Annotated in this window: 17 protein-coding genes; 9 read left to right on the plus strand and 8 right to left on the minus strand. The window is 71.1% G+C overall.

The features are described from left to right. Positions 1-225: 225 nt before the first annotated feature. Positions 226-4,074: a polarized growth protein Scy gene (gene scy, locus ACZ4Z3_RS11760; RefSeq protein ID WP_468500774.1), complete on the minus strand. Its 3,849-nt coding sequence runs from the start codon at positions 4,072-4,074 to the stop codon at positions 226-228. Positions 4,075-4,317: 243 nt separating this feature from the next. Next, positions 4,318-4,758, minus strand: coding sequence for a methylmalonyl-CoA epimerase (gene mce / locus ACZ4Z3_RS11765; RefSeq protein ID WP_055717368.1), 441 nt, complete (start codon positions 4,756-4,758; stop codon positions 4,318-4,320). 148 nt (positions 4,759-4,906) lie between these two features. Here mce and ACZ4Z3_RS11770 point away from each other — a divergent pair, with 148 nt between their 5' ends. Next, the gene (locus tag ACZ4Z3_RS11770; protein ID WP_468500775.1) at positions 4,907-6,109 is read left to right on the plus strand and encodes an acetyl-CoA C-acetyltransferase; all 1,203 of its coding nucleotides are present in this window, start codon (positions 4,907-4,909) and stop codon (positions 6,107-6,109) included. A gap of 46 nt (positions 6,110-6,155) precedes the next feature. Beyond that, positions 6,156-7,112: a methylmalonyl Co-A mutase-associated GTPase MeaB gene (gene meaB, locus ACZ4Z3_RS11775; protein WP_055540585.1), complete on the plus strand. Its 957-nt coding sequence runs from the start codon at positions 6,156-6,158 to the stop codon at positions 7,110-7,112. A 145-nt stretch (positions 7,113-7,257) separates the two neighbouring features. Here meaB and ACZ4Z3_RS11780 read toward each other — a convergent pair whose 3' ends face one another. Further along, positions 7,258-7,962 (minus strand): PepSY domain-containing protein, encoded by a 705-nt coding sequence (locus tag ACZ4Z3_RS11780; protein WP_468500776.1) that lies wholly within the window; start codon positions 7,960-7,962, stop codon positions 7,258-7,260. A 122-nt stretch (positions 7,963-8,084) separates the two neighbouring features. On the opposite strand from ACZ4Z3_RS11780, the gene ACZ4Z3_RS11785 reads away from it, so the two are divergent. Then, complete coding sequence (locus tag ACZ4Z3_RS11785) at positions 8,085-8,753, plus strand: response regulator transcription factor (RefSeq protein WP_468500777.1); 669 nt, start codon at positions 8,085-8,087, stop codon at positions 8,751-8,753. Further along, entirely contained in the window at positions 8,750-10,177 is a 1,428-nt protein-coding gene (locus ACZ4Z3_RS11790; protein ID WP_468500778.1) for a sensor histidine kinase, read from the plus strand. Before ACZ4Z3_RS11785 ends, ACZ4Z3_RS11790 begins: the two co-directional genes overlap by 4 nt. A 117-nt stretch (positions 10,178-10,294) precedes the next feature. Here ACZ4Z3_RS11790 and ACZ4Z3_RS11795 read toward each other — a convergent pair whose 3' ends face one another. The 4 genes from ACZ4Z3_RS11795 to ACZ4Z3_RS11810 all read right to left on the minus strand — a co-directional run bounded on the left by ACZ4Z3_RS11795 (position 10,295) and on the right by ACZ4Z3_RS11810 (position 12,966). Continuing rightward, positions 10,295-10,771 carry a MarR family winged helix-turn-helix transcriptional regulator gene (locus ACZ4Z3_RS11795; protein WP_055538055.1) on the minus strand — a complete coding sequence of 159 codons (477 nt, stop codon included), beginning with the start codon at positions 10,769-10,771 and terminating at the stop codon, positions 10,295-10,297. 110 nt (positions 10,772-10,881) lie between these two features. Then, positions 10,882-11,679 carry an AIM24 family protein gene (locus ACZ4Z3_RS11800; protein ID WP_468500848.1) on the minus strand — a complete coding sequence of 266 codons (798 nt, stop codon included), beginning with the start codon at positions 11,677-11,679 and terminating at the stop codon, positions 10,882-10,884. 2 nt (positions 11,680-11,681) lie between these two features. Further along, on the minus strand, positions 11,682-12,332 hold the full coding sequence (locus ACZ4Z3_RS11805) for an AIM24 family protein (protein ID WP_468500779.1): 651 nt from the start codon (positions 12,330-12,332) through the stop codon (positions 11,682-11,684). 1 nt (position 12,333) lies between these two features. Then, positions 12,334-12,966 (minus strand): AIM24 family protein, encoded by a 633-nt coding sequence (locus ACZ4Z3_RS11810; protein WP_159776404.1) that lies wholly within the window; start codon positions 12,964-12,966, stop codon positions 12,334-12,336. 178 nt (positions 12,967-13,144) lie between these two features. Here ACZ4Z3_RS11810 and ACZ4Z3_RS11815 point away from each other — a divergent pair, with 178 nt between their 5' ends. The 4 genes from ACZ4Z3_RS11815 to ACZ4Z3_RS11830 all read left to right on the plus strand — a co-directional run bounded on the left by ACZ4Z3_RS11815 (position 13,145) and on the right by ACZ4Z3_RS11830 (position 14,805). Then, positions 13,145-13,489 carry a DUF3817 domain-containing protein gene (locus ACZ4Z3_RS11815; protein ID WP_468500780.1) on the plus strand — a complete coding sequence of 115 codons (345 nt, stop codon included), beginning with the start codon at positions 13,145-13,147 and terminating at the stop codon, positions 13,487-13,489. Beyond that, complete coding sequence (locus tag ACZ4Z3_RS11820) at positions 13,486-13,779, plus strand: MTH1187 family thiamine-binding protein (protein WP_468500781.1); 294 nt, start codon at positions 13,486-13,488, stop codon at positions 13,777-13,779. The genes ACZ4Z3_RS11815 and ACZ4Z3_RS11820 overlap by 4 nt, the downstream gene beginning before the upstream one ends. 221 nt (positions 13,780-14,000) lie before the next feature. Further along, the gene (locus ACZ4Z3_RS11825) at positions 14,001-14,147 is read left to right on the plus strand and encodes a hypothetical protein (RefSeq protein ID WP_468500782.1); all 147 of its coding nucleotides are present in this window, start codon (positions 14,001-14,003) and stop codon (positions 14,145-14,147) included. A 148-nt stretch (positions 14,148-14,295) separates the two neighbouring features. Then, positions 14,296-14,805 (plus strand): MarR family winged helix-turn-helix transcriptional regulator, encoded by a 510-nt coding sequence (locus ACZ4Z3_RS11830; RefSeq protein WP_468500783.1) that lies wholly within the window; start codon positions 14,296-14,298, stop codon positions 14,803-14,805. Between the two features lie 15 nt (positions 14,806-14,820). Here the strand turns inward: ACZ4Z3_RS11830 and ACZ4Z3_RS11835 are convergent, their stop codons facing one another. Further along, complete coding sequence (locus ACZ4Z3_RS11835) at positions 14,821-15,162, minus strand: DUF3817 domain-containing protein (RefSeq protein ID WP_468500784.1); 342 nt, start codon at positions 15,160-15,162, stop codon at positions 14,821-14,823. 95 nt (positions 15,163-15,257) lie between these two features. Between ACZ4Z3_RS11835 and ACZ4Z3_RS11840 the strand changes: the two genes are divergently transcribed. After that, complete coding sequence (locus ACZ4Z3_RS11840) at positions 15,258-16,958, plus strand: acyl-CoA mutase large subunit family protein (RefSeq protein ID WP_468500785.1); 1,701 nt, start codon at positions 15,258-15,260, stop codon at positions 16,956-16,958. Positions 16,959-17,004: the final 46 nt, after the last annotated feature.

A 17,004-nucleotide genomic window follows, 5' to 3' on the forward strand; every position in this document is an offset into this window, starting at 1 on the left:
GTCGAATGAGACCGGTGAGGTGATAGGTGGAATCCTAGGGGGCGAAGCGGCGTGTCATCGAGCGGATGCACGTTTGATCTGGAGAATGACACCCCTTTTGAGTGGCCGACCATCGGAATACTTGCCAGAAACTTTGCATCAAGGCCCTGGCGAGCACAGGAAGAACACAAATGGGTGTCTGTTGGTCGAGCGGCGCGGAACCATACCCGCAACAGCCCGCCTCCGCTAGCCGTCTGACGACTTGCCACTCGATCGGGTAGCACCCGCCGCGGCACCCGCCTTGACTCCACCGTCCTTGCCGCCCGACGGGGCCTCAAAAGACTCCAACGCTTCCAGGACGTCCTGGACACGGGAGATCTCCGCATTGATGTCCTCCCGGCGCCGGACCAGCACCTCGAGTTCCCGCTTGCCCTCCTCGACCGTACGGCGGGCCTCGCGGATCGCCTCGGCCTTCAGTTCCTCGGCCTCACGGATGAGGGTGGACTTCTTCTGCTCCGCCTCCTTCAGAAGACCCTCGGCCTTCTTCACGGCGGCGATACGCACCTTGCCCGCCTCGGAGTTCGCCTCGGAAACGATCTCCTTGGCCTTCGCCTGAGCCTTCTCCAACTGCTCCTCGGCGGCCTTGATCAGCGCGTCGCAACGATCGCCGGCGGATTTCATCGTCTCGGCCGACTCACGGCGCGCCCGCTCGTGCAGCGCCTCGATCTCCGAGGTGATCCGCTCGCGCAGTTGCTCCGCCCGCTCCCTTATGGCGGTCGCGTCCCGGCGCGCGCCCACCAGCAGCTCGTCGGCGTCCTGACGGGCCTTCTCCACCGTGGTGTTGCCCTCCACGGTGGCCGTGGAGATCAGCCGGTCGGCCTCCGTGCGGGCCGCGCCCACCATGGAGTCGGCCTGCGCCTCGGCGTCCGCGGTGGTCTTCAGCGCCTGCTTCTGCGCCTCCGCGAGGAGCTTGTCGGCCTCCGCCGCGGTCTCCGTGATGAGCGTGTCGACCTGCTCGGCGGCCTCCGAGCGCCGCTTGTTCGCGTCCTTGCGGGCCTCGTCGAGCGTACGGTCGGCCTCCTCGCGGGCGGCCGACGTGAGCCGCTCGGCCTCGGCCTCCGCCTCGGCCCTGACCCGCTCGGCGTCGTGCCGGACACGCTCCGCGTGCTGCCGCGCGGAACCGACCGTCTCCGCGGCCTCGGACCGCAGCCGCTCCGCGTCGTCGGTCGCCTCGGAGATCAGCCGCTCGGCCTGGGCGACGGACTCCGCCCGGACCCGCTCGGCCTCCTCGTTGGTCTCCCGCGTCAGCCGCTCCGCCTCGGCGGTGACCTCGGTGATGAGGGTGTCGGCCTGTGTCGCCGCGTCCGACCGGATGCGGTTGGCGTCCTCACGGGCCTCGGCGCGGGTGCGCGTGGCGTCCTGGTCGGCCCGCGCGATGGTGTCCGAGGCCTCCGTACGGACCCGCTGGGCGTGCTCGGACGCCTCTGAACGCACCCGCTCCGCCTCGGCGATCGCCTCCGCGACCGTGCGCTCCGCGAGCGACTTCGCCGCGTCCGTCTCCTCACGGGCCTCACGGCGCACCCGGTTGGCGTCGTCGGTGGCCCGCTCCCGCTCCGCGTAGGCGTCGGCGCGGACCCGGTCCGCCTCCTCCTCGGCCTCCCGGCGCGTACGGTCCGCCGCGTGCTCCGCCGCGTTGCGCAGCCCGGCGATCTCCTCCTGGGCCTGCTCGTGCAGCCCGGCGACGGAGTCCCGTACCTGCTGGGCGTGCTGCTCGGCGGCCGACACCATCTCCGTGGCCCGCCGCTCGGCCTCCTCGACCAGCCGTACGGCCTCGGTCTCGGCCTCCTCCACGCGCTTGCGCGCCGAGGCCAGCAGCTCCTCGCTCTGCTCGCGGGCCCGCAGGCGCTCCTGGTCCGCCTCCTGGCGGGCCGCGCCGAGCAGTTCCTCGGCCTCGCGGCGGCGCCGGGCGGCCTCCTCCTGCGCGGCGGCCAGCGTCTCCGAGGCCTCCGCGGCGAGCCGCTCCGCGGCGGCCTGCGCCTCCGCCCGCACCCGGTCAGCGGTGTCCTGCGCCTCCGACTTCAGCCGCTCCGCCTCGGCCGCGGCCTCCGACCGCAGACGCACGGCGACGGCCTCGCCCTCGGCCCGCGACGCGGACGCGTCCGACGCGGCCTCGTCCCGCAGCCGCTCGGCCTCGGCCTCGGCCTGCGCCTGGAGCGTACGGATGCGCTCGGCGGCCTCGGTGCGCAGCCGGTCGGCCTCCTCGGCGGCCTCGCGGCGGATCCGCTCGGCCTCGGCGCGGGCGTCGGTGAGCGCCTCCTCGGCGGAGGTGAGCCGCTGCTCGGCGTCCGTGTGCAGCCGGGCCAGCCCCTCGGCGGCCTCCGCCTCACGGGAGGCGATGCCCCGTTCGGCCTCCTCGCGCAGCTCACGGACGGCGCGCTCGGCGTCGGCCTTCAGCTGCTCGGACTGCTCCTCGGCCTCGGCGCGGTGCCGCTCGGCCTCCTTGCGGGTGCGCTCCAGCGTCTCCTCGGCCTGACGGCGCAGCGCCGAGGCACGCTCGATGGCCTCGGTGCGGACCTTCTCGCTGTCCGCGGTGGCCGTCTGCCGCAGCTCGTCCGCGTCGGCCTTCGCCTTGGCGAGCAGCTCCTCGGCGGTCTTCGCCGCCTCCTCGATCTGCTGGACGGCCTCACGGCGGGCCTCGGACCGGATCCGCTCGCCCTCCGCGACCGCGTCGGCGCGCAGCTGCTCGGCCTCGCCGCGCAGCCGGCGCGCCTCCTCCTGCAGCTCGACGGTCTTGGCGCGGTACTCCTTGGTGTCGTCCTTCGCCGCGCCCTTGAGCTCCTCGGCGAGGTCGTGCGCCTCGGCCCGCAGTCGGTCCGCCTCGGCCTCGGCCTCCTTGCGGATCCGGTCGGCCTCCTCGGCGGCGGCCTTGGTGGTCCTGCGGGCGTCCTCGGACGCCTTGTTCAGCACGTCCTCGGCGGTCTTGGCCGTCTTGGCGAGCTGGGAGGCGGACTCCTCCGCGGTGAGCGAGCGGGCCTTCTCGGCCGCCTCGGCGAGCAGCTTCTCCGCCTCGGCCTTGGCGTCCGCGACGACTTCCTCGGCGGCCGCCTTGGTGGCCTCGGCGTCCTTCGTGGCCTCCTCGACCAGCCGGGCGACCTGCTCCTTGGCCGTGCGGGTGCGCTGCTCGTTGGTCGACTCGGCGGTGGACAGGGCCTTGGCCGCGTTCTCCTTGGCCTCGGCGACCAGCTTCTCCGCCTCGGCCCGCGCCTCGCGCAGCGCCGCCTCGGCCTCCGACATGCGCTGTTCGGCGGCCCGGCTCAGCTCGGCGGCCTGACGGCGGGCGGTGTCCGACTCGGTGGCGGTGGAGGAGCGCAGCTGCTCGGCGTGCTCGGTGGCCTCCTGGGCCTGCGTGGACGCCGCGTTCAGCAGCCGCTCGGCCTCGGCGCGGGCGCGGCGCAGGATCTGGTCGGCCTCCGCGCGGGCGGCCTCGGAGTCGCTCTGGAGGCGCTGGCGGGCCTCGTTGGTGAGCCGCTCGGCCTCGGCGCGGGCGGCGGCCAGCGCCTGCTCGGCCTCGGCGCGGGACTCGTCGACGAGCCGGCGGGCCTGCTGCTCGGAGCGGGCCCGCAGTTGCTCGGCCCACGCCACGTTCTCGTTGACGTGGGACTCGACGGTCTGGCGGCGCTCGGACAGCTCCTGGTCGAGCTGCTGGCGGCGGGTGACCGCCTCCTGGTGCAGCTCCGCCTGGAGGCGCGCGGCCTGCTCGGCGTGCTCCTGGAGGATCCGCTGGGTCTGCGCCCGGGCCTGGCTCAGCTCGCGCTCGGCGTCGGCGCGCAGCTGGTCGGCCTGCATCTGGGCCTGGCGCAGCATCTGCTCCGCCTGGTACCCGAGGTCGGCGCCGTCGTAGGCGGGCCGGGACATGAGGGTGCGGCGCGCCTCGTGCAGCTTGGCGCGCAGCACCTCGACCTGGTAGCCGAGGTCCTCGGCGTGCTGGATCGCCTTTTCCCGCTCGGTCTTCAGCCGCTCCATCTCGGCCTCGAACCGAGAGAGGTGGTCGACGTCAGCCGCCGGCTCTCGCTCCTGGCGTTCGTAGCCCCGCACTGCGCGGTCCCATCCGTCCCCTGGTCGCAACCTCTGGCAAACGAGCTCCGTCCAACCGGCGAACGGGGCCCCCGGGGAATGGTGTCAGATCAACGGCGGAGCACGGGCTGCCGCCCTCACCCTCGTCCCCCGAAACCTGGACCCCGGCCCATGAGTCCCGTCGTCGGAAGGCGGCAGGACCCGGGCCGTCGCCCGGTGAAGGGGACGGCCGCCCCCAACCCTACCGGCCCATATGTACGGGGGTCAGTGCTCAGGTGACTCAACTGGCGCCGAAGTGACCAGTTCTGTCAGTACTCCATGACAATCCTTAGGGTGCAGGAACGTGATCCGTGACCCCATGGAACCGCGTCGCGGCTCCTCGTACAGGACGCGTACGCCCTTGTCCTTGATCGACGCGGCGTCGGCGTCCACATCCGCCGTACCGAAGGCGATGTGGTGCACCCCCTCGCCGTTCTTCGCCAGCCACTTGGCGACGGTGGAGTCCTCGCGGGTCGGTTCCAGGAGCTGCAGGTAGGAGGCGCCGCCGTCGTCCGTGCTGTTGATCTTGAGCATGGCCTCGCGCACGCCCTGCTCCTCGTTGACCTCGGAGTGGAACACCTCGAAGCCGTAGGTGGCACGGTAGAACTCGACGGTCTTGTCGAGGTCGAAACAGGCGATCCCGATGTGGTCGATTCGCGTCAGCATGGTGTCAGTGCAGCGCGCATCGAGCGGTTACGCAACGTGCCAGCGATCACACTCACCGCCGGGTGACGGCACGGAGTGCCACTCAGTACATTCGAAGTAAACCCTCGTTCACTCCTCGGCCGTACAGGCTGGAAGGGGATCGCACCTCATGACTGGAACGAACGGCAGGACCTCGGTGATCGTCGCGGGCGCGCGTACGCCCATGGGGCGGTTGCTCGGTTCGCTGAAGTCCTTCTCCGGAGCCGACCTCGGCGGCTTCGCGATCAAGGCCGCCCTCGACCGTGCGGGGATCGGTGGCGACCAGGTGCAGTACGTGATCATGGGCCAGGTGCTCCAGGCCGGGGCAGGGCAGATCCCGGCACGCCAGGCCGCCGTCAAGGCGGGCATCCCCATGAACGTGCCCGCGCTCACCATCAACAAGGTGTGTCTGTCGGGTCTGGACGCCATCGCCCTCGCCGACCAGCTGATCCGCGCCGGCGAGTTCGACGTGGTCGTCGCCGGTGGCCAGGAGTCCATGACCAACGCCCCGCACCTGCTGCCGAAGTCCCGTGAGGGCTACAAGTACGGTGCGATCCAGATGCTCGACGCGATGGCGCACGACGGGCTGACGGACTCCTTCGAGGGCATCGCCATGGGCGAGTCCACCGAGAAGCACAACACCCGGCTCGGCATCCTCCGTCCGGAGCAGGACGAGTTCTCCGCCCTGTCCCACCAGCGGGCGGCCGCCGCGCAGAAGAACGGCATCTTCGACGCGGAGATCACCCCCGTGGAGATCCCGCAGCGCAAGGGCGAGCCGGTCGTCTTCAGTCAGGACGAGGGCATCCGGGGCGAGACCACCACGGAGTCGCTGGGCAAGCTGCGCCCGGCCTTCGCCAAGGACGGCACCATCACCGCGGGCTCCGCCTCGCAGATCTCCGACGGCGCCGCGGCCGTGGTCGTGATGAGCAAGGAGAAGGCCGAGGAGCTGGGCCTGCAGTGGCTCGCCGAGATCGGCGCCCACGGGAACGTCGCGGGACCGGACAACTCCCTGCAGTCGCAGCCGTCCAACGCGATCCAGCACGCCCTGAAGAAGGACGGCCTGGACGTGGCGGACCTCGACCTCATCGAGATCAACGAGGCCTTCGCGGCGGTCGCCGTGCAGTCAATGAAGGACCTCGGGGTGTCCCCTGAAAAGGTGAATGTCAACGGCGGTGCCATCGCCCTCGGCCACCCGATCGGCATGTCCGGCGCCCGTCTCGTCCTCCACCTCGCGCTGGAGCTGAGGCGGCGCGGCGGCGGTGTCGGCGCGGCCGCGCTGTGCGGCGGCGGCGGTCAGGGTGACGCGCTGATCGTGCGGGTCCCCAAGGCCTGAGGCCTTCCCCTCCCAGGTGTACGTGGCTGTTCGGAACGGAGCTGTGATGCAGGACGTCCCCACGCTGGTGGCCCAGGCCAGGGAAGGGCGGCCGCGTGCCGTCGCCCGGCTGATCTCCCTGGTGGAGGGGGCGTCCCCGCAACTGCGCGAGGTGATGGCGGCGCTGGCCCCGCTGACCGGCGGGGCGTACGTCGTCGGTCTCACCGGATCGCCCGGCGTGGGCAAGTCCACGTCCACGTCGGCGCTGGTCACCGCGTACCGCAAGGCCGGCAAGCGGGTCGGCGTCCTGGCCGTGGACCCGTCCTCGCCGTTCTCCGGGGGCGCGCTGCTCGGCGACCGCGTCCGGATGTCGGAGCACGCCTCCGACCCCGGCGTCTACATCCGCTCCATGGCGACCCGCGGCCACCTCGGCGGCCTCGCCTGGGCGGCGCCGCAGGCGATCCGCGTCCTCGACGCGGCGGGCTGCGACGTGGTGCTGGTCGAGACGGTCGGCGTCGGCCAGTCGGAGGTGGAGATCGCCTCCCAGGCCGACACGTCCGTGGTGCTGCTGGCGCCCGGCATGGGAGACGGCATCCAGGCGGCCAAGGCCGGGATCCTGGAGATCGGTGACGTCTACGTCGTCAACAAGGCCGACCGGGACGGCGCCGACGCGACCGCGCGCGAGCTGAACCACATGCTCGGACTGGGCGAGACGCGGGGCCCCGGGGACTGGCGTCCGCCGATCGTCAAGACGGTCGCGGCACGGAGCGAGGGCGTCGACGAGGTCGTCGAGGCGCTGGAGAAGCACCGGGCGTGGATGGAGGAGCGCGGGGTGCTCGCGGAGCGGCGGCGGGCCCGGGCCGCGCGCGAGGTCGAGACGATCGCGGTGACCGCGCTGCGGGAGCGGATCGGGGACCTCCACGGAGACCGCCGCCTGTCCGCTCTCGCGGAGCGGATCGTGGAGGGGGAGCTGGACCCCTACCGGGCGGCCGACGAGCTGGTCGCCGGCCTGACGGAGGGGTAGGAGCGCCTTGTGGGTGGGGGCCGGGGTGCGTTGGCGGTTGCGGGTGCGTCGTGGTTTCTCGCGCAGTTCCCCGCGCCCCTCAAGGCGCGGGGAACTGCGCGACCAGCCCCGGGCCGCGGCTGACCACGGCCCGAACGCGCGCGCGTCAGTCGTTCGTGCGGTCGGCCGTGACCTTCCCCGTGTCCAGCGCCACGCGCCAGTCGCTGCCCGTGCCGTTCGCGGCGGTGGTGTCGACCTCCCACGCCTTGTCCCGGCTCTCCTCGTCGAGGTCCACCGAGGTGACCGTGCCCTTCGCGGCGGCGGCCTCCGCGGCCTCCGCGGCGGTCACCGAGCTGCCCTTGAGCGCGTCCCGGATCTGCGCGGTCTCGGCGGCGTCGTCACCGTCGTCGTCCTTCTCGGTGTGCGAGCCGAGGACCTTCCCGGTGGCCGGGTCGATCTGGACGCTGTGCCAGGCGCCGCCGCCCGTCAGCACGTCGACGTCCCACACATAGGTCGTGCCCTCGTCGTCCAGGTCGGCGGAGACCGCCGTACCGGACGTGTGCTTCAGCGCCGCCTCGATCGCGTCGGCGGCCGTGATCTGCGCGGCCTTGGCGTCGGCCGCGTTCTCGGCCTTGTCCTCGGCGTCCTCGTCCGCGTCACGGGCGGCCTTGTCCTCCGCCTTGTCCTCGGCCCTGTCCTGCGCGGTGTCGTCGGTGTCCTGGGCGTCGTCGCGGTCGTTGTCGTCGTTCGCCACCGTGACCGTCTTCTTCGCCGGCGCCTCGTCGTCACCCGCGACCGCGATGGCGGTCGCGGTGCCTCCGCCGATCAGGGCGGCGGCCGCGACGGTGGCGATGACGATGTTGCGCTTCATGGGATTCCTCCGTCTGGTGTGCCTCGTCTGCTTTCGACGTCCACCAATCTGGCCGAGCGACGCTGAAGCGGACCTGAAAGCCCCTGAAGACCGCTTCAGGTTCGCTTTGCCAAGCTGAACGCATGCGCCTGTTGATCGTGGAAGATGAGAAGCGGCTCGCGGTGTCCCTGGCCAAGGGGCTGACGGCCGAGGGCTACGCGGTGGACGTCGTCCACGACGGCGCGGAGGGCCTGCACCGGGCGAGCGAGGGCGTCTACGACCTCGTCATCCTCGACATCATGCTCCCCGGCATGAACGGCTACCGCGTGTGCGCCGCCCTGCGCGCCGCCGGCCACGACGTGCCGATCCTGATGCTCACCGCCAAGGACGGCGAGTACGACGAGGCCGAGGGACTCGACACGGGCGCCGACGACTACCTCACCAAGCCGTTCTCGTACGTGGTCCTCGTCGCCCGGGTGAAGGCGCTGCTCAGGCGGCGCGGCCCGGCCGGCGGGGCCGCGCCCGTGCACACGGTCGGCGATCTACGGGTCGACACCGCCGCCCGGCGCGTGTTCCTCGCCGACGACGAGGTCACCCTGACCGCCAAGGAGTTCTCCGTCCTCGAACAGCTCGTGCACAGGGCCGGTGAGGTCGTGTCGAAGGCCGACATCCTGGAGCACGTCTGGGACTTCGCCTACGACGGCGACCCGAACATCGTCGAGGTCTACATCAGCACCCTGCGCCGCAAGCTGGGCCCGACGCTCATCAAGACCGTCCGCGGCGCCGGATACCGACTGGAGGCCCGCCCGTGAGGCGCCGTCTGGGCTCCGTACGGGCCCGTGCCACTCTCGCCGCGACCGCGGTCGTCGCCGTCGCCCTGGTCGCCGCGGGCGCCGCGGTGCTGCTCTCGCTGCGGTTCACCCTCGTCGACAAGGCGGACACCGAGGCCGACTCCGTGGCTCGCAGCGCCGCCTCGGCGCTCGCCCACGGCTTCGCGTACGACAAGCTGAACCTGCCGGACGGCGACGAGAACCCCGTGGAGATCCTCGACCGAGGGCAGAAGCCGGTCGTGGTCGGCGAGGACGTCGAGGGCATCAGCGTGAGCGCCGTCGCCTCCGAGCGGCTCAACTCCGAGACCAACGACGACGCCGACGACCGGGCTGAGGGCGACCGGGAGGCGGAGGACGCGGACCGCCTGAAGCCCGGTCAGGTCGCCGACGAGACCTGGTACGGCGAGGGCACCGCGACCGTCGAGGGGGAGACGGCCGACTACCGGTTCGCCGCCGTCGACGTGATCACGAAGGGCGGGGTTCCCCTCACCGTCTACGCGGGTGCGCCGCTCGCCGTCGAACAGGACGCAGTCGACACCGCGTTGACGACGATGCTGATCGGGCTGCCGCTGCTCCTGCTGACGGTCAGCGGGGTGACGTACGTGGTCACCCGGCGGGCGCTGCGACCCGTCGAGGACATCCGCGTCGAGATGGCCGCGATCACGGCGTCCGAGGACCTCTCGCGGCGTGTCCCCGAGCCGGACACCCATGACGAGGTCGCGCGTCTGGCCCGTACGACGAACGAGACGCTCGCCGCGCTGGAGAGCTCCGTCGAACGCCAGCGCGCCTTCGTCGCCGACGCCTCGCACGAGCTGCGCAGCCCGATCGCCTCGCTGCGCACCCAGCTGGAGGTGGGCGCCGCGCACCCGGACCTGCTGGACCTGGAGGGGGCCCTGGAGGACACCGTGCGGCTGCAGACTCTCGCCGCCGACCTGCTGCTCCTCGCCCGCCTCGACGCGGGGGAGCGGCCGCCGCCGGACGCGCGGTTCGACCTCGCGGCCGTCGTCCGGGAGGAGGTGGACTCCCGTCGGGGGGTGGCCCTCGACAGTGTGGCGTCGCTGGAGGTCGGCGGCTCCCGCGGCCAGATCTGCCGGGTCCTCGGCAACCTGCTGGACAACGCCGCCCGGCATGCCCGCGACCGGGTCGCCGTCACCCTGCGCGCCGAGGCCGGCGAGGCCGTCCTCCAGGTCGCCGACGACGGCTCGGGGGTCGCCCCGGCCGACCGCGACCGCATCTTCGAACGGTTCGTCCGTCTGGACGAGTCCCGGGCCCGCGACGACGGCGGCGCCGGCCTGGGCCTGGCCATCGCCAGGGACATCGCCCGCCGCCACGGAGGCACCCTGACCGTCCGGGACGCCCCCGAAGGCGGCGCCCTCTTCGAACTACGCCTCCCGAGGGAGATCTGAGGGCGCCCCCAGGCAACCCAGGGGCGCGGGGAACTGCGCGACCAGCCACGACGAACCCGCAGCCGGCACCAGACCCGCAGCCCACCCCCGTACTCCCCCGGCCCCCCAAGCGGAGCGCTACGGCTTGCCGCGATGGCTGCGCAAGTGCTCCGCGACCGGCGTCAGCGACTTGTGCAGCTCCTCCAGCGCCTCCTCCGGCAGCAGATCGATGAAGTGCCGCCGTACCGACGCCACATGGTGCGGCGCGACCCGCTGCATGGTCTCCAGCCCGTGCTCGGTGAGCACGGCGAACAGCCCGCGCCGGTCGGACTCGCAGTTCTCCCGGCGCACCAGGTTCGCGTTCTCCATGCGGGTGATCTGGTGCGAGAGGCGGCTCTTGGACTGGAGGGTCGCGGAGGCGAGGTCGCTCATCCGCATCCGCAGACCCTCCGACTCGGAAAGGTTCACCAGGATCTCGTAGTCGTTCATTGTCAGGCCGAACGGCTGCAGATCCCTTTCGAGCTGGTGCGTCAACAGTCGGTTGACGTCCAGATGGGTGCGCCAGGCGCACTGCTCCGCATCGGTCAGCCAGCGCGTGGCCGTCTCGGTCTCCATGAATGAAGTCTACCTAAAAGGTTGAAAGGTGAACTAGTGAGGGTTGTGGTGGTACGGGTCGGAACATGACAGCGTGCACACGTTCGATGTCACACTCCGCAGACTACCGCTCACAGCCCGAAGCGACGCTGGAGGTCCCCCAGCTGTCCGGGAAGGCGCGGTGTGCCGGCTTGCTGTCCGTGGTGGCTGGGTACCCCTCCGCCGCCGGGTACGCCCGGCTCGTGCGGCACCGCGCCCATGGCCTGCTCGGCCATCAGCGTTTCGGACGACTGGAGCAGTACCGTGCCCGCCCCGACGAACTCGAACTGGTGCTCCTCGCCGGAGGCGCCTCCGATGCCCGTCAGTGCACGTAGACCGCCCATCACGCCTGTCATGTACCCATGGTCGTAGTGGTGGCAGGGGGAGGGGCAGTCGGCCCACCCGACCAGCGCCTGAGGGTCGACCCGAATGGGGGGTTCCATGAACACCACGGGGCCGTTCGAGGCGGCCACGAACTTGCCGGTCCCGATCAGCGTCAGGAACCCCGGAACGATGGACTGCTTCAGTGCGAGACTTGGCTGAAAAGCGAGGAGGTTGCCGGAGCGAATGGTCAGGTTGCCCTCGTCCAAGTCATATGAATTGACGTCGAAGGCCCGGTCGGCCAGGAGCATCTTCCCGGAGCCCTCGGCGACGACCCAGTCGCTCGCGTGCAGAGGCGAATGAAAGGACGTACGGACAAGGCGGTCCAGCCGGCCGTGCCCGACGCCGTTGAACTCCATCTGCCCGTAGTAGGCGATCATCTTGCCCTTCTGCAGGAACCACTGGCTCCCCTTGAGCTCCACGCAGAAGGTGTAGTTGTTGACGTTGTCGTCGCTCGGCAGCGTCATCGGGTCGAAGACCGTCGGGCCGGCGACCGGGCCCCCGTACATGCTCACAGCTTCTCCTCCGAGGCCTGGACGTACACCGCGCCGTTGCCGCTCAGCTCCAGCTGGAACGCCTCGCCGGAGCCGCGGCCCACCATGTCGCGCCAGCCGAGCGCGGTGGACAGCTTGTTGCGCACGTCGCCGTAGTGGGCCACGTACGCCTGGGGGTCCACATGGACCGGGCGGTGGGGGGTGATCGGGACCTCGATGACTCCGCCGTGCGCCATCACGGCGACCGCGCCGTGGCCCTGGAGGGTGGTGGTGAACAGGCCCTGCCCGGTCACCTGGCCGCGGACCATGCCCATGACTCCGCCCTGCGAGCCCATGAACATCGTGCCCTGCTGGAGGGTGCCGTCGAAGGCCAGCAGACGGTCGGCCTCGACGTAGAGCGTGTCACCGGTCAGGCTGATCACCTGGATGTGGTGGCCGCCGTGCCCGAACAGGACCGTGCCGCTGCCCTCGACGGTCATCAGCGGGGTCGCCTCGCCCGCGACGCGGCGGCCGATCATCGACGCGATGCCGCCCTGGCCGCCCTGGATGTTGGGCGTGAAGGACACCTCGCCCTTGTAGGCGAGCATCGCCCCGCGCTGGCTGAACAGCCGCTGGCCGGGGATGACGGTCGCCTCGATCATCTTCGAGTTGATCTCACGGAAGGGCATCTCACACGTCTCCCGCGATCGTGTTGCGCTCGCTCGGCTGGACATAGACGAGTCCGTCGCCCTCGAAGCGCATCTGGAAGGCCTCGCCGCCGCCCTCCCCGAGGAGCGTGCGGAACGTCACGCCGGACTGGAACGACTGCTGGAGGTTGCCCTGGTGGGCGATGTACGCCCCCGGGTCCACCGTCAGCGGGTACTGGTGGCTCACGCGCAGCACCACGGCCGGGCCGTCGGACATGATCGCCGCCTGGCCGTGGCCCTCTATCGTCGTGGTGAACAGGCCGTTGCCCTGTGACGCGCCGCGCAGCCCCGTGAAGCTCGTGCCCGTCCGCAGGCCGGAGTCCGTCGCGAGCAGATTGCTCGACTCCACATACAGCTTGTCCCCCTGGAGATTCACGAGGTTGATCTCGGAGGCCCGGTCCGCGAACCAGCAGGTCCCCTGCCCGGTGACCTCCATCAACGTCATCTGTTCACCCGTGAGGCGCCGCGTCACCATCCCGCGCAGGCCCTCACCACCGCCGCTCAGCTTCTTGAACGACATCTGACCGTCGTACGCGACCATCGAGCCGTTCTTCGCCTTCACGGCGTCCCCGGTCATGTCGACGGCGAGCACCTTGCTGCCTTGAAGTCGGAACATTGCCACGGGGTGAAGGTAACCGGCCGATGGCCGGACAGGACAGGGTCCAGAGGGTGATCTCGACCCTGAGGGGACCCCTAGGGCATTCAGGCGGTTGACGGATGCCAGAATGGGCAGCGCTTGTGCATGCGTTCACAAAGCTCGACGACTCGCCCGCCGACCCCACCGAAGGTGACCCGTGGACATAAAGACCGCCTCCGCCCTCCGCCGCCTGCGCCTCGTCTCCGCCCCCGAGGCCGTCTCCTTCCTGCTGCTGCTCGTCTGCTCGGTGCTGAAGCGGACCACGGAGTTCAACGCGGTGCCCGTCATGGGCTGGGTCCACGCCATCCTGTTCCTGCTGTACCTGGTCTTCTGGGCCGACGCCTGGAACCGTGCGAAGTGGTCGCTGAAGACCGCCGCGCTCTACTTCGCCCTCGCCGTGCTTCCCGCCGGCGGCTTCTTCGCCGAGCGCAGGCTGCGCCGTGAGGCCGAGAACGCGGTGATCGCCTCCCGCGCTCGCAAGGAAGGGATCGTGAACGCGTGATCGTCGCCTTCTCCGTGACGCCGCTCGGCGTCGGCGAGGACGTGGGGGAGTACGTCGCCGACGCCGTCCGGGTCGTCCGTGAATCGGGTCTGCCGCACCGCACCGACGCGATGTTCACCTCCGTCGAGGGCGACTGGGACGAGGTCATGGACGTCGTCCGCCGCGCCGTCGCCGCAGTCGAGGAGCGCGCCCCGCGGGTCTCCCTGGTCCTGAAGGCGGACATCCGCCCCGGCGTGACCGACGGCCTCACCTCCAAGGTGGAGACGATCGAGCGGTACCTCGCCGGGTAGGGGTGCGAGCGCTACGCCGTCCGGCGCAGGAGCGGGCACCCGCCGGAATGTCCTCCGTTCGGCCCCTTCCGCAAGGACCGCCCCGTCCTCGGCGACGGTCCCCAGGAGACCGACGCCAAGGGCCGCGCCGCCTTCGCCGCCGCGCACCCGGAGCGGAGCGTCGCGGCCCGGCTCGTGCGGCCCAGCGCGGTCACCCACTCCACGACGTCGAACAGCGGTCCATGGCGTTGGAGATCACCCGGACCCGCGACTCGATCACCATCGACGTCCCGGAGGACCGGACCCTCGTGCCGCCGGGCTGGTACACGCTGTTCGGGACGGACGCGCGGGGCCGGGACATGGCGCTTCCCCCTGCTCCCCGGCGGTGACGGACCGTGACGATATGTCACTGATCGTTGCGCAGGGTGATAAATCGACTCGGGGGCGACACCGCCCGCGGAGGGTCGACGGTCCGCCGGGCGACCGAAACGCGAGACGGGGCTGACCAGCATGTGACCGGCCGGTAAGGTCGATGGCGTGCCGAAGCCGCTCAGCCTCTCCTTCGACCCCATCTCGCGCGCCGACGAGCACTGGAAGCAGCGCTGGGGAAACGTCCCGGCCATGGCCGCGATCACCTCGATCATGCGCGCCCAGCAGATCCTGCTGGCGGAGGTCGACGCGGTCGTCAAGCCGTACGGGCTGACCTTCGCGCGCTACGAGGCGCTGGTGCTCCTCACCTTCTCGCAGAAGGGCGAGCTGCCGATGTCGAAGATCGGTGAGCGCCTCATGGTCCATCCCACGTCCGTGACGAACACGGTGGACCGCCTGGTGAAGTCGGGTCTCGTAGACAAGCGCCCCAACCCCAACGACGGCCGCGGCACCCTCGCCTCGATCACCGACAAGGGCCGTGAGGTCTGTGACGCCGCCACCCGCGACCTCATGGCCATGGACTTCGGCCTCGGCGTCTACGACGCCGAGGAGTGCGCGGAGATCTTCGCGATGCTCCGCCCGCTGCGGGTGGCGGCGGGGGACTTCGAGGAGAGCTGAGCGGCGACCGCCGGGTCAGGCCGCGGCGGTCTCGGTCGCCGGGCCCTCGATGACGAGGGGCTCGGCCTCACGGGTGATCCGGCGCTCGACGAAGAAGGCGGCGGTCGGGACCGTGCCCGCGAGCAGGACCCACAGCAGACGCCCGACCGGCAGCTTCATCTTGTTGCCGAGGTCGAAGGCGAAGACCAGGTACAACACGTACAGCCAGCCGTGGGCGAAGCCCACCACGGTGACGAAGGTGTCGAAGCCGTCCAGGCCCAGCACGCGCTTCCCGATCACGCCCGCCGTGAGCAGGATCAGCAGCACGGCCGTGACGAGGGCCAGCACTCGGTAGCGGGTCAAGACGCTCTTCTTCATGCCGTTGAGCGTAACGGGTGCTTCCGTGGATCCTTCCGGCGCGTCCTGACCTGCGTCACTGTCGTTTACTAGGACGTCCTAGTAAATTGGGGTGCATGGACGCTGACGCCATCGAGGAGGGTCGCCGTCGCTGGCAGGCCCGGTTCGACGCCGCGCGCAAGCGCGAGGCCGACTTCACCACGCTTTCCGGCGATCCGGTGGAGCCCGTGTACGGCCCCCGGCCCGGGGACGTGTACGACGGGTTCGACCGGATCGGGTGGCCGGGGGAGTACCCGTTCACGCGGGGGCTCCACCCGACCGGCTACCGGGGGCGGACCTGGACGATCCGGCAGTTCGCCGGGTTCGGCAACGCGGAGCAGACGAACGAGCGGTACAAGACGATCCTCGCCAACGGCGGCGGGGGTCTGTCCGTGGCGTTCGACATGCCCACCCTCATGGGCCGGGACTCCGACGACCCCAGGTCGCTCGGCGAGGTCGGGCACTGCGGCGTCGCCATCGACTCCGCCGCCGACATGGAGGTCCTGTTCAAGGACATCCCGCTCGGGGACGTCACGACGTCCATGACCATCAGCGGGCCCGCCGTGCCCGTCTTCTGCATGTACCTCGTCGCCGCCGAGCGGCAGGGCGTCGATCCGGGCGTGCTGAACGGCACCCTGCAGACCGACATCTTCAAGGAGTACATCGCACAGAAGGAGTGGCTGTTCCAGCCCGAGCCGCACCTCAGGCTCATCGGCGACCTCATGGAGCACTGCGCGGAGCGGATCCCCGCGTACAAGCCGCTGTCCGTCTCCGGCTACCACATCCGTGAGGCCGGGGCCACGGCCGCGCAGGAGCTGGCGTACACCCTGGCCGACGGCTTCGGATACGTGGAGCTGGGGCTCAGCCGCGGGCTGGACGTCGACGTGTTCGCGCCCGGGCTGTCCTTCTTCTTCGACGCGCACGTCGACTTCTTCGAGGAGATCGCCAAGTTCCGCGCGGCGCGCAGGATCTGGGCCCGCTGGATGCGCGACGTGTACGGGGCGCGGACCGACAAGGCCCAGTGGCTGCGGTTCCACACCCAGACCGCCGGTGTCTCGCTGACCGCGCAGCAGCCGTACAACAACGTGGTGCGCACGGCTGTGGAGGCGCTCTCCGCGGTCCTCGGCGGGACCAACTCCCTGCACACCAACGCCCTGGACGAGACCCTCGCGCTGCCCTCCGAGCAGGCCGCCGAGATCGCGCTGCGCACGCAGCAGGTGCTGATGGAGGAGACCGGCGTCGCCAACGTCGCCGACCCGCTGGGCGGTTCGTGGTACGTCGAGCAGCTGACGGACCGTATCGAGGCCGACGCCGAGAAGATCTTCGAGCAGATCAAGGAGCGCGGGCTGCGGGCCCACCCCGACGGGCGGCACCCGATCGGGCCGATGACCTCCGGGATCCTGCGGGGCATCGAGGACGGGTGGTTCACCGGTGAGATCGCCGAGTCCGCCTTCCGCTACCAGCAGGCCCTGGAGAAGGGCGAGAAGCGCGTCGTGGGCGTCAACGTCCACCACGGCTCCGTCACGGGCGACCTGGAGATCCTGCGGGTCAGCCACGAGGTCGAGCGCGAGCAGGTGCGGGTGCTGGCCGGCCGGAAGTCCGTCCGCGACGACGCGGCGGTACGGCGCGCCCTGGACACCATGCTCGCCGCCGCCCGGGACGGGTCGAACATGATCGGGCCGATGCTGGACGCGGTCCGCGCGGAGGCCACGCTGGGCGAGATCTGCGGCGTCCTGCGCGACGAGTGGGGCGTCTACACGGAGCCCGCGGGCTTCTAGACGCCGTTCGCGGAAGGGGGCCCGCGCGTGCCGGCCGGTCGGCGCG

It is taken from the genome of Streptomyces sp. NPDC030296, assembly GCF_055572815.1.

Excerpts from the sequence above, each read along its gene's own strand:
- mce (WP_055717368.1), bottom strand. The coding sequence starts at position 4,758 with ATGCTGACGCGAATCGACCACATCGGGATCGCCTGTTTCGACCTCGAC.
- ACZ4Z3_RS11770 (WP_468500775.1), top strand. The coding sequence starts at position 4,907 with ATGACTGGAACGAACGGCAGGACCTCGGTGATCGTCGCGGGCGCGCGT.
- meaB (WP_055540585.1), top strand. The coding sequence starts at position 6,156 with ATGCAGGACGTCCCCACGCTGGTGGCCCAGGCCAGGGAAGGGCGGCCG.
- ACZ4Z3_RS11780 (WP_468500776.1), bottom strand. The coding sequence starts at position 7,962 with ATGAAGCGCAACATCGTCATCGCCACCGTCGCGGCCGCCGCCCTGATC.
- ACZ4Z3_RS11785 (WP_468500777.1), top strand. The coding sequence starts at position 8,085 with ATGCGCCTGTTGATCGTGGAAGATGAGAAGCGGCTCGCGGTGTCCCTG.
- ACZ4Z3_RS11795 (WP_055538055.1), bottom strand. The coding sequence starts at position 10,771 with ATGGAGACCGAGACGGCCACGCGCTGGCTGACCGATGCGGAGCAGTGC.
- ACZ4Z3_RS11800 (WP_468500848.1), bottom strand. The coding sequence starts at position 11,679 with ATGTACGGGGGCCCGGTCGCCGGCCCGACGGTCTTCGACCCGATGACG.
- ACZ4Z3_RS11805 (WP_468500779.1), bottom strand. The coding sequence starts at position 12,332 with ATGCCCTTCCGTGAGATCAACTCGAAGATGATCGAGGCGACCGTCATC.
- ACZ4Z3_RS11810 (WP_159776404.1), bottom strand. The coding sequence starts at position 12,966 with ATGTTCCGACTTCAAGGCAGCAAGGTGCTCGCCGTCGACATGACCGGG.
- ACZ4Z3_RS11825 (WP_468500782.1), top strand. The coding sequence starts at position 14,001 with ATGGCGTTGGAGATCACCCGGACCCGCGACTCGATCACCATCGACGTC.
- ACZ4Z3_RS11835 (WP_468500784.1), bottom strand. The coding sequence starts at position 15,162 with ATGAAGAAGAGCGTCTTGACCCGCTACCGAGTGCTGGCCCTCGTCACG.
- ACZ4Z3_RS11840 (WP_468500785.1), top strand. The coding sequence starts at position 15,258 with ATGGACGCTGACGCCATCGAGGAGGGTCGCCGTCGCTGGCAGGCCCGG.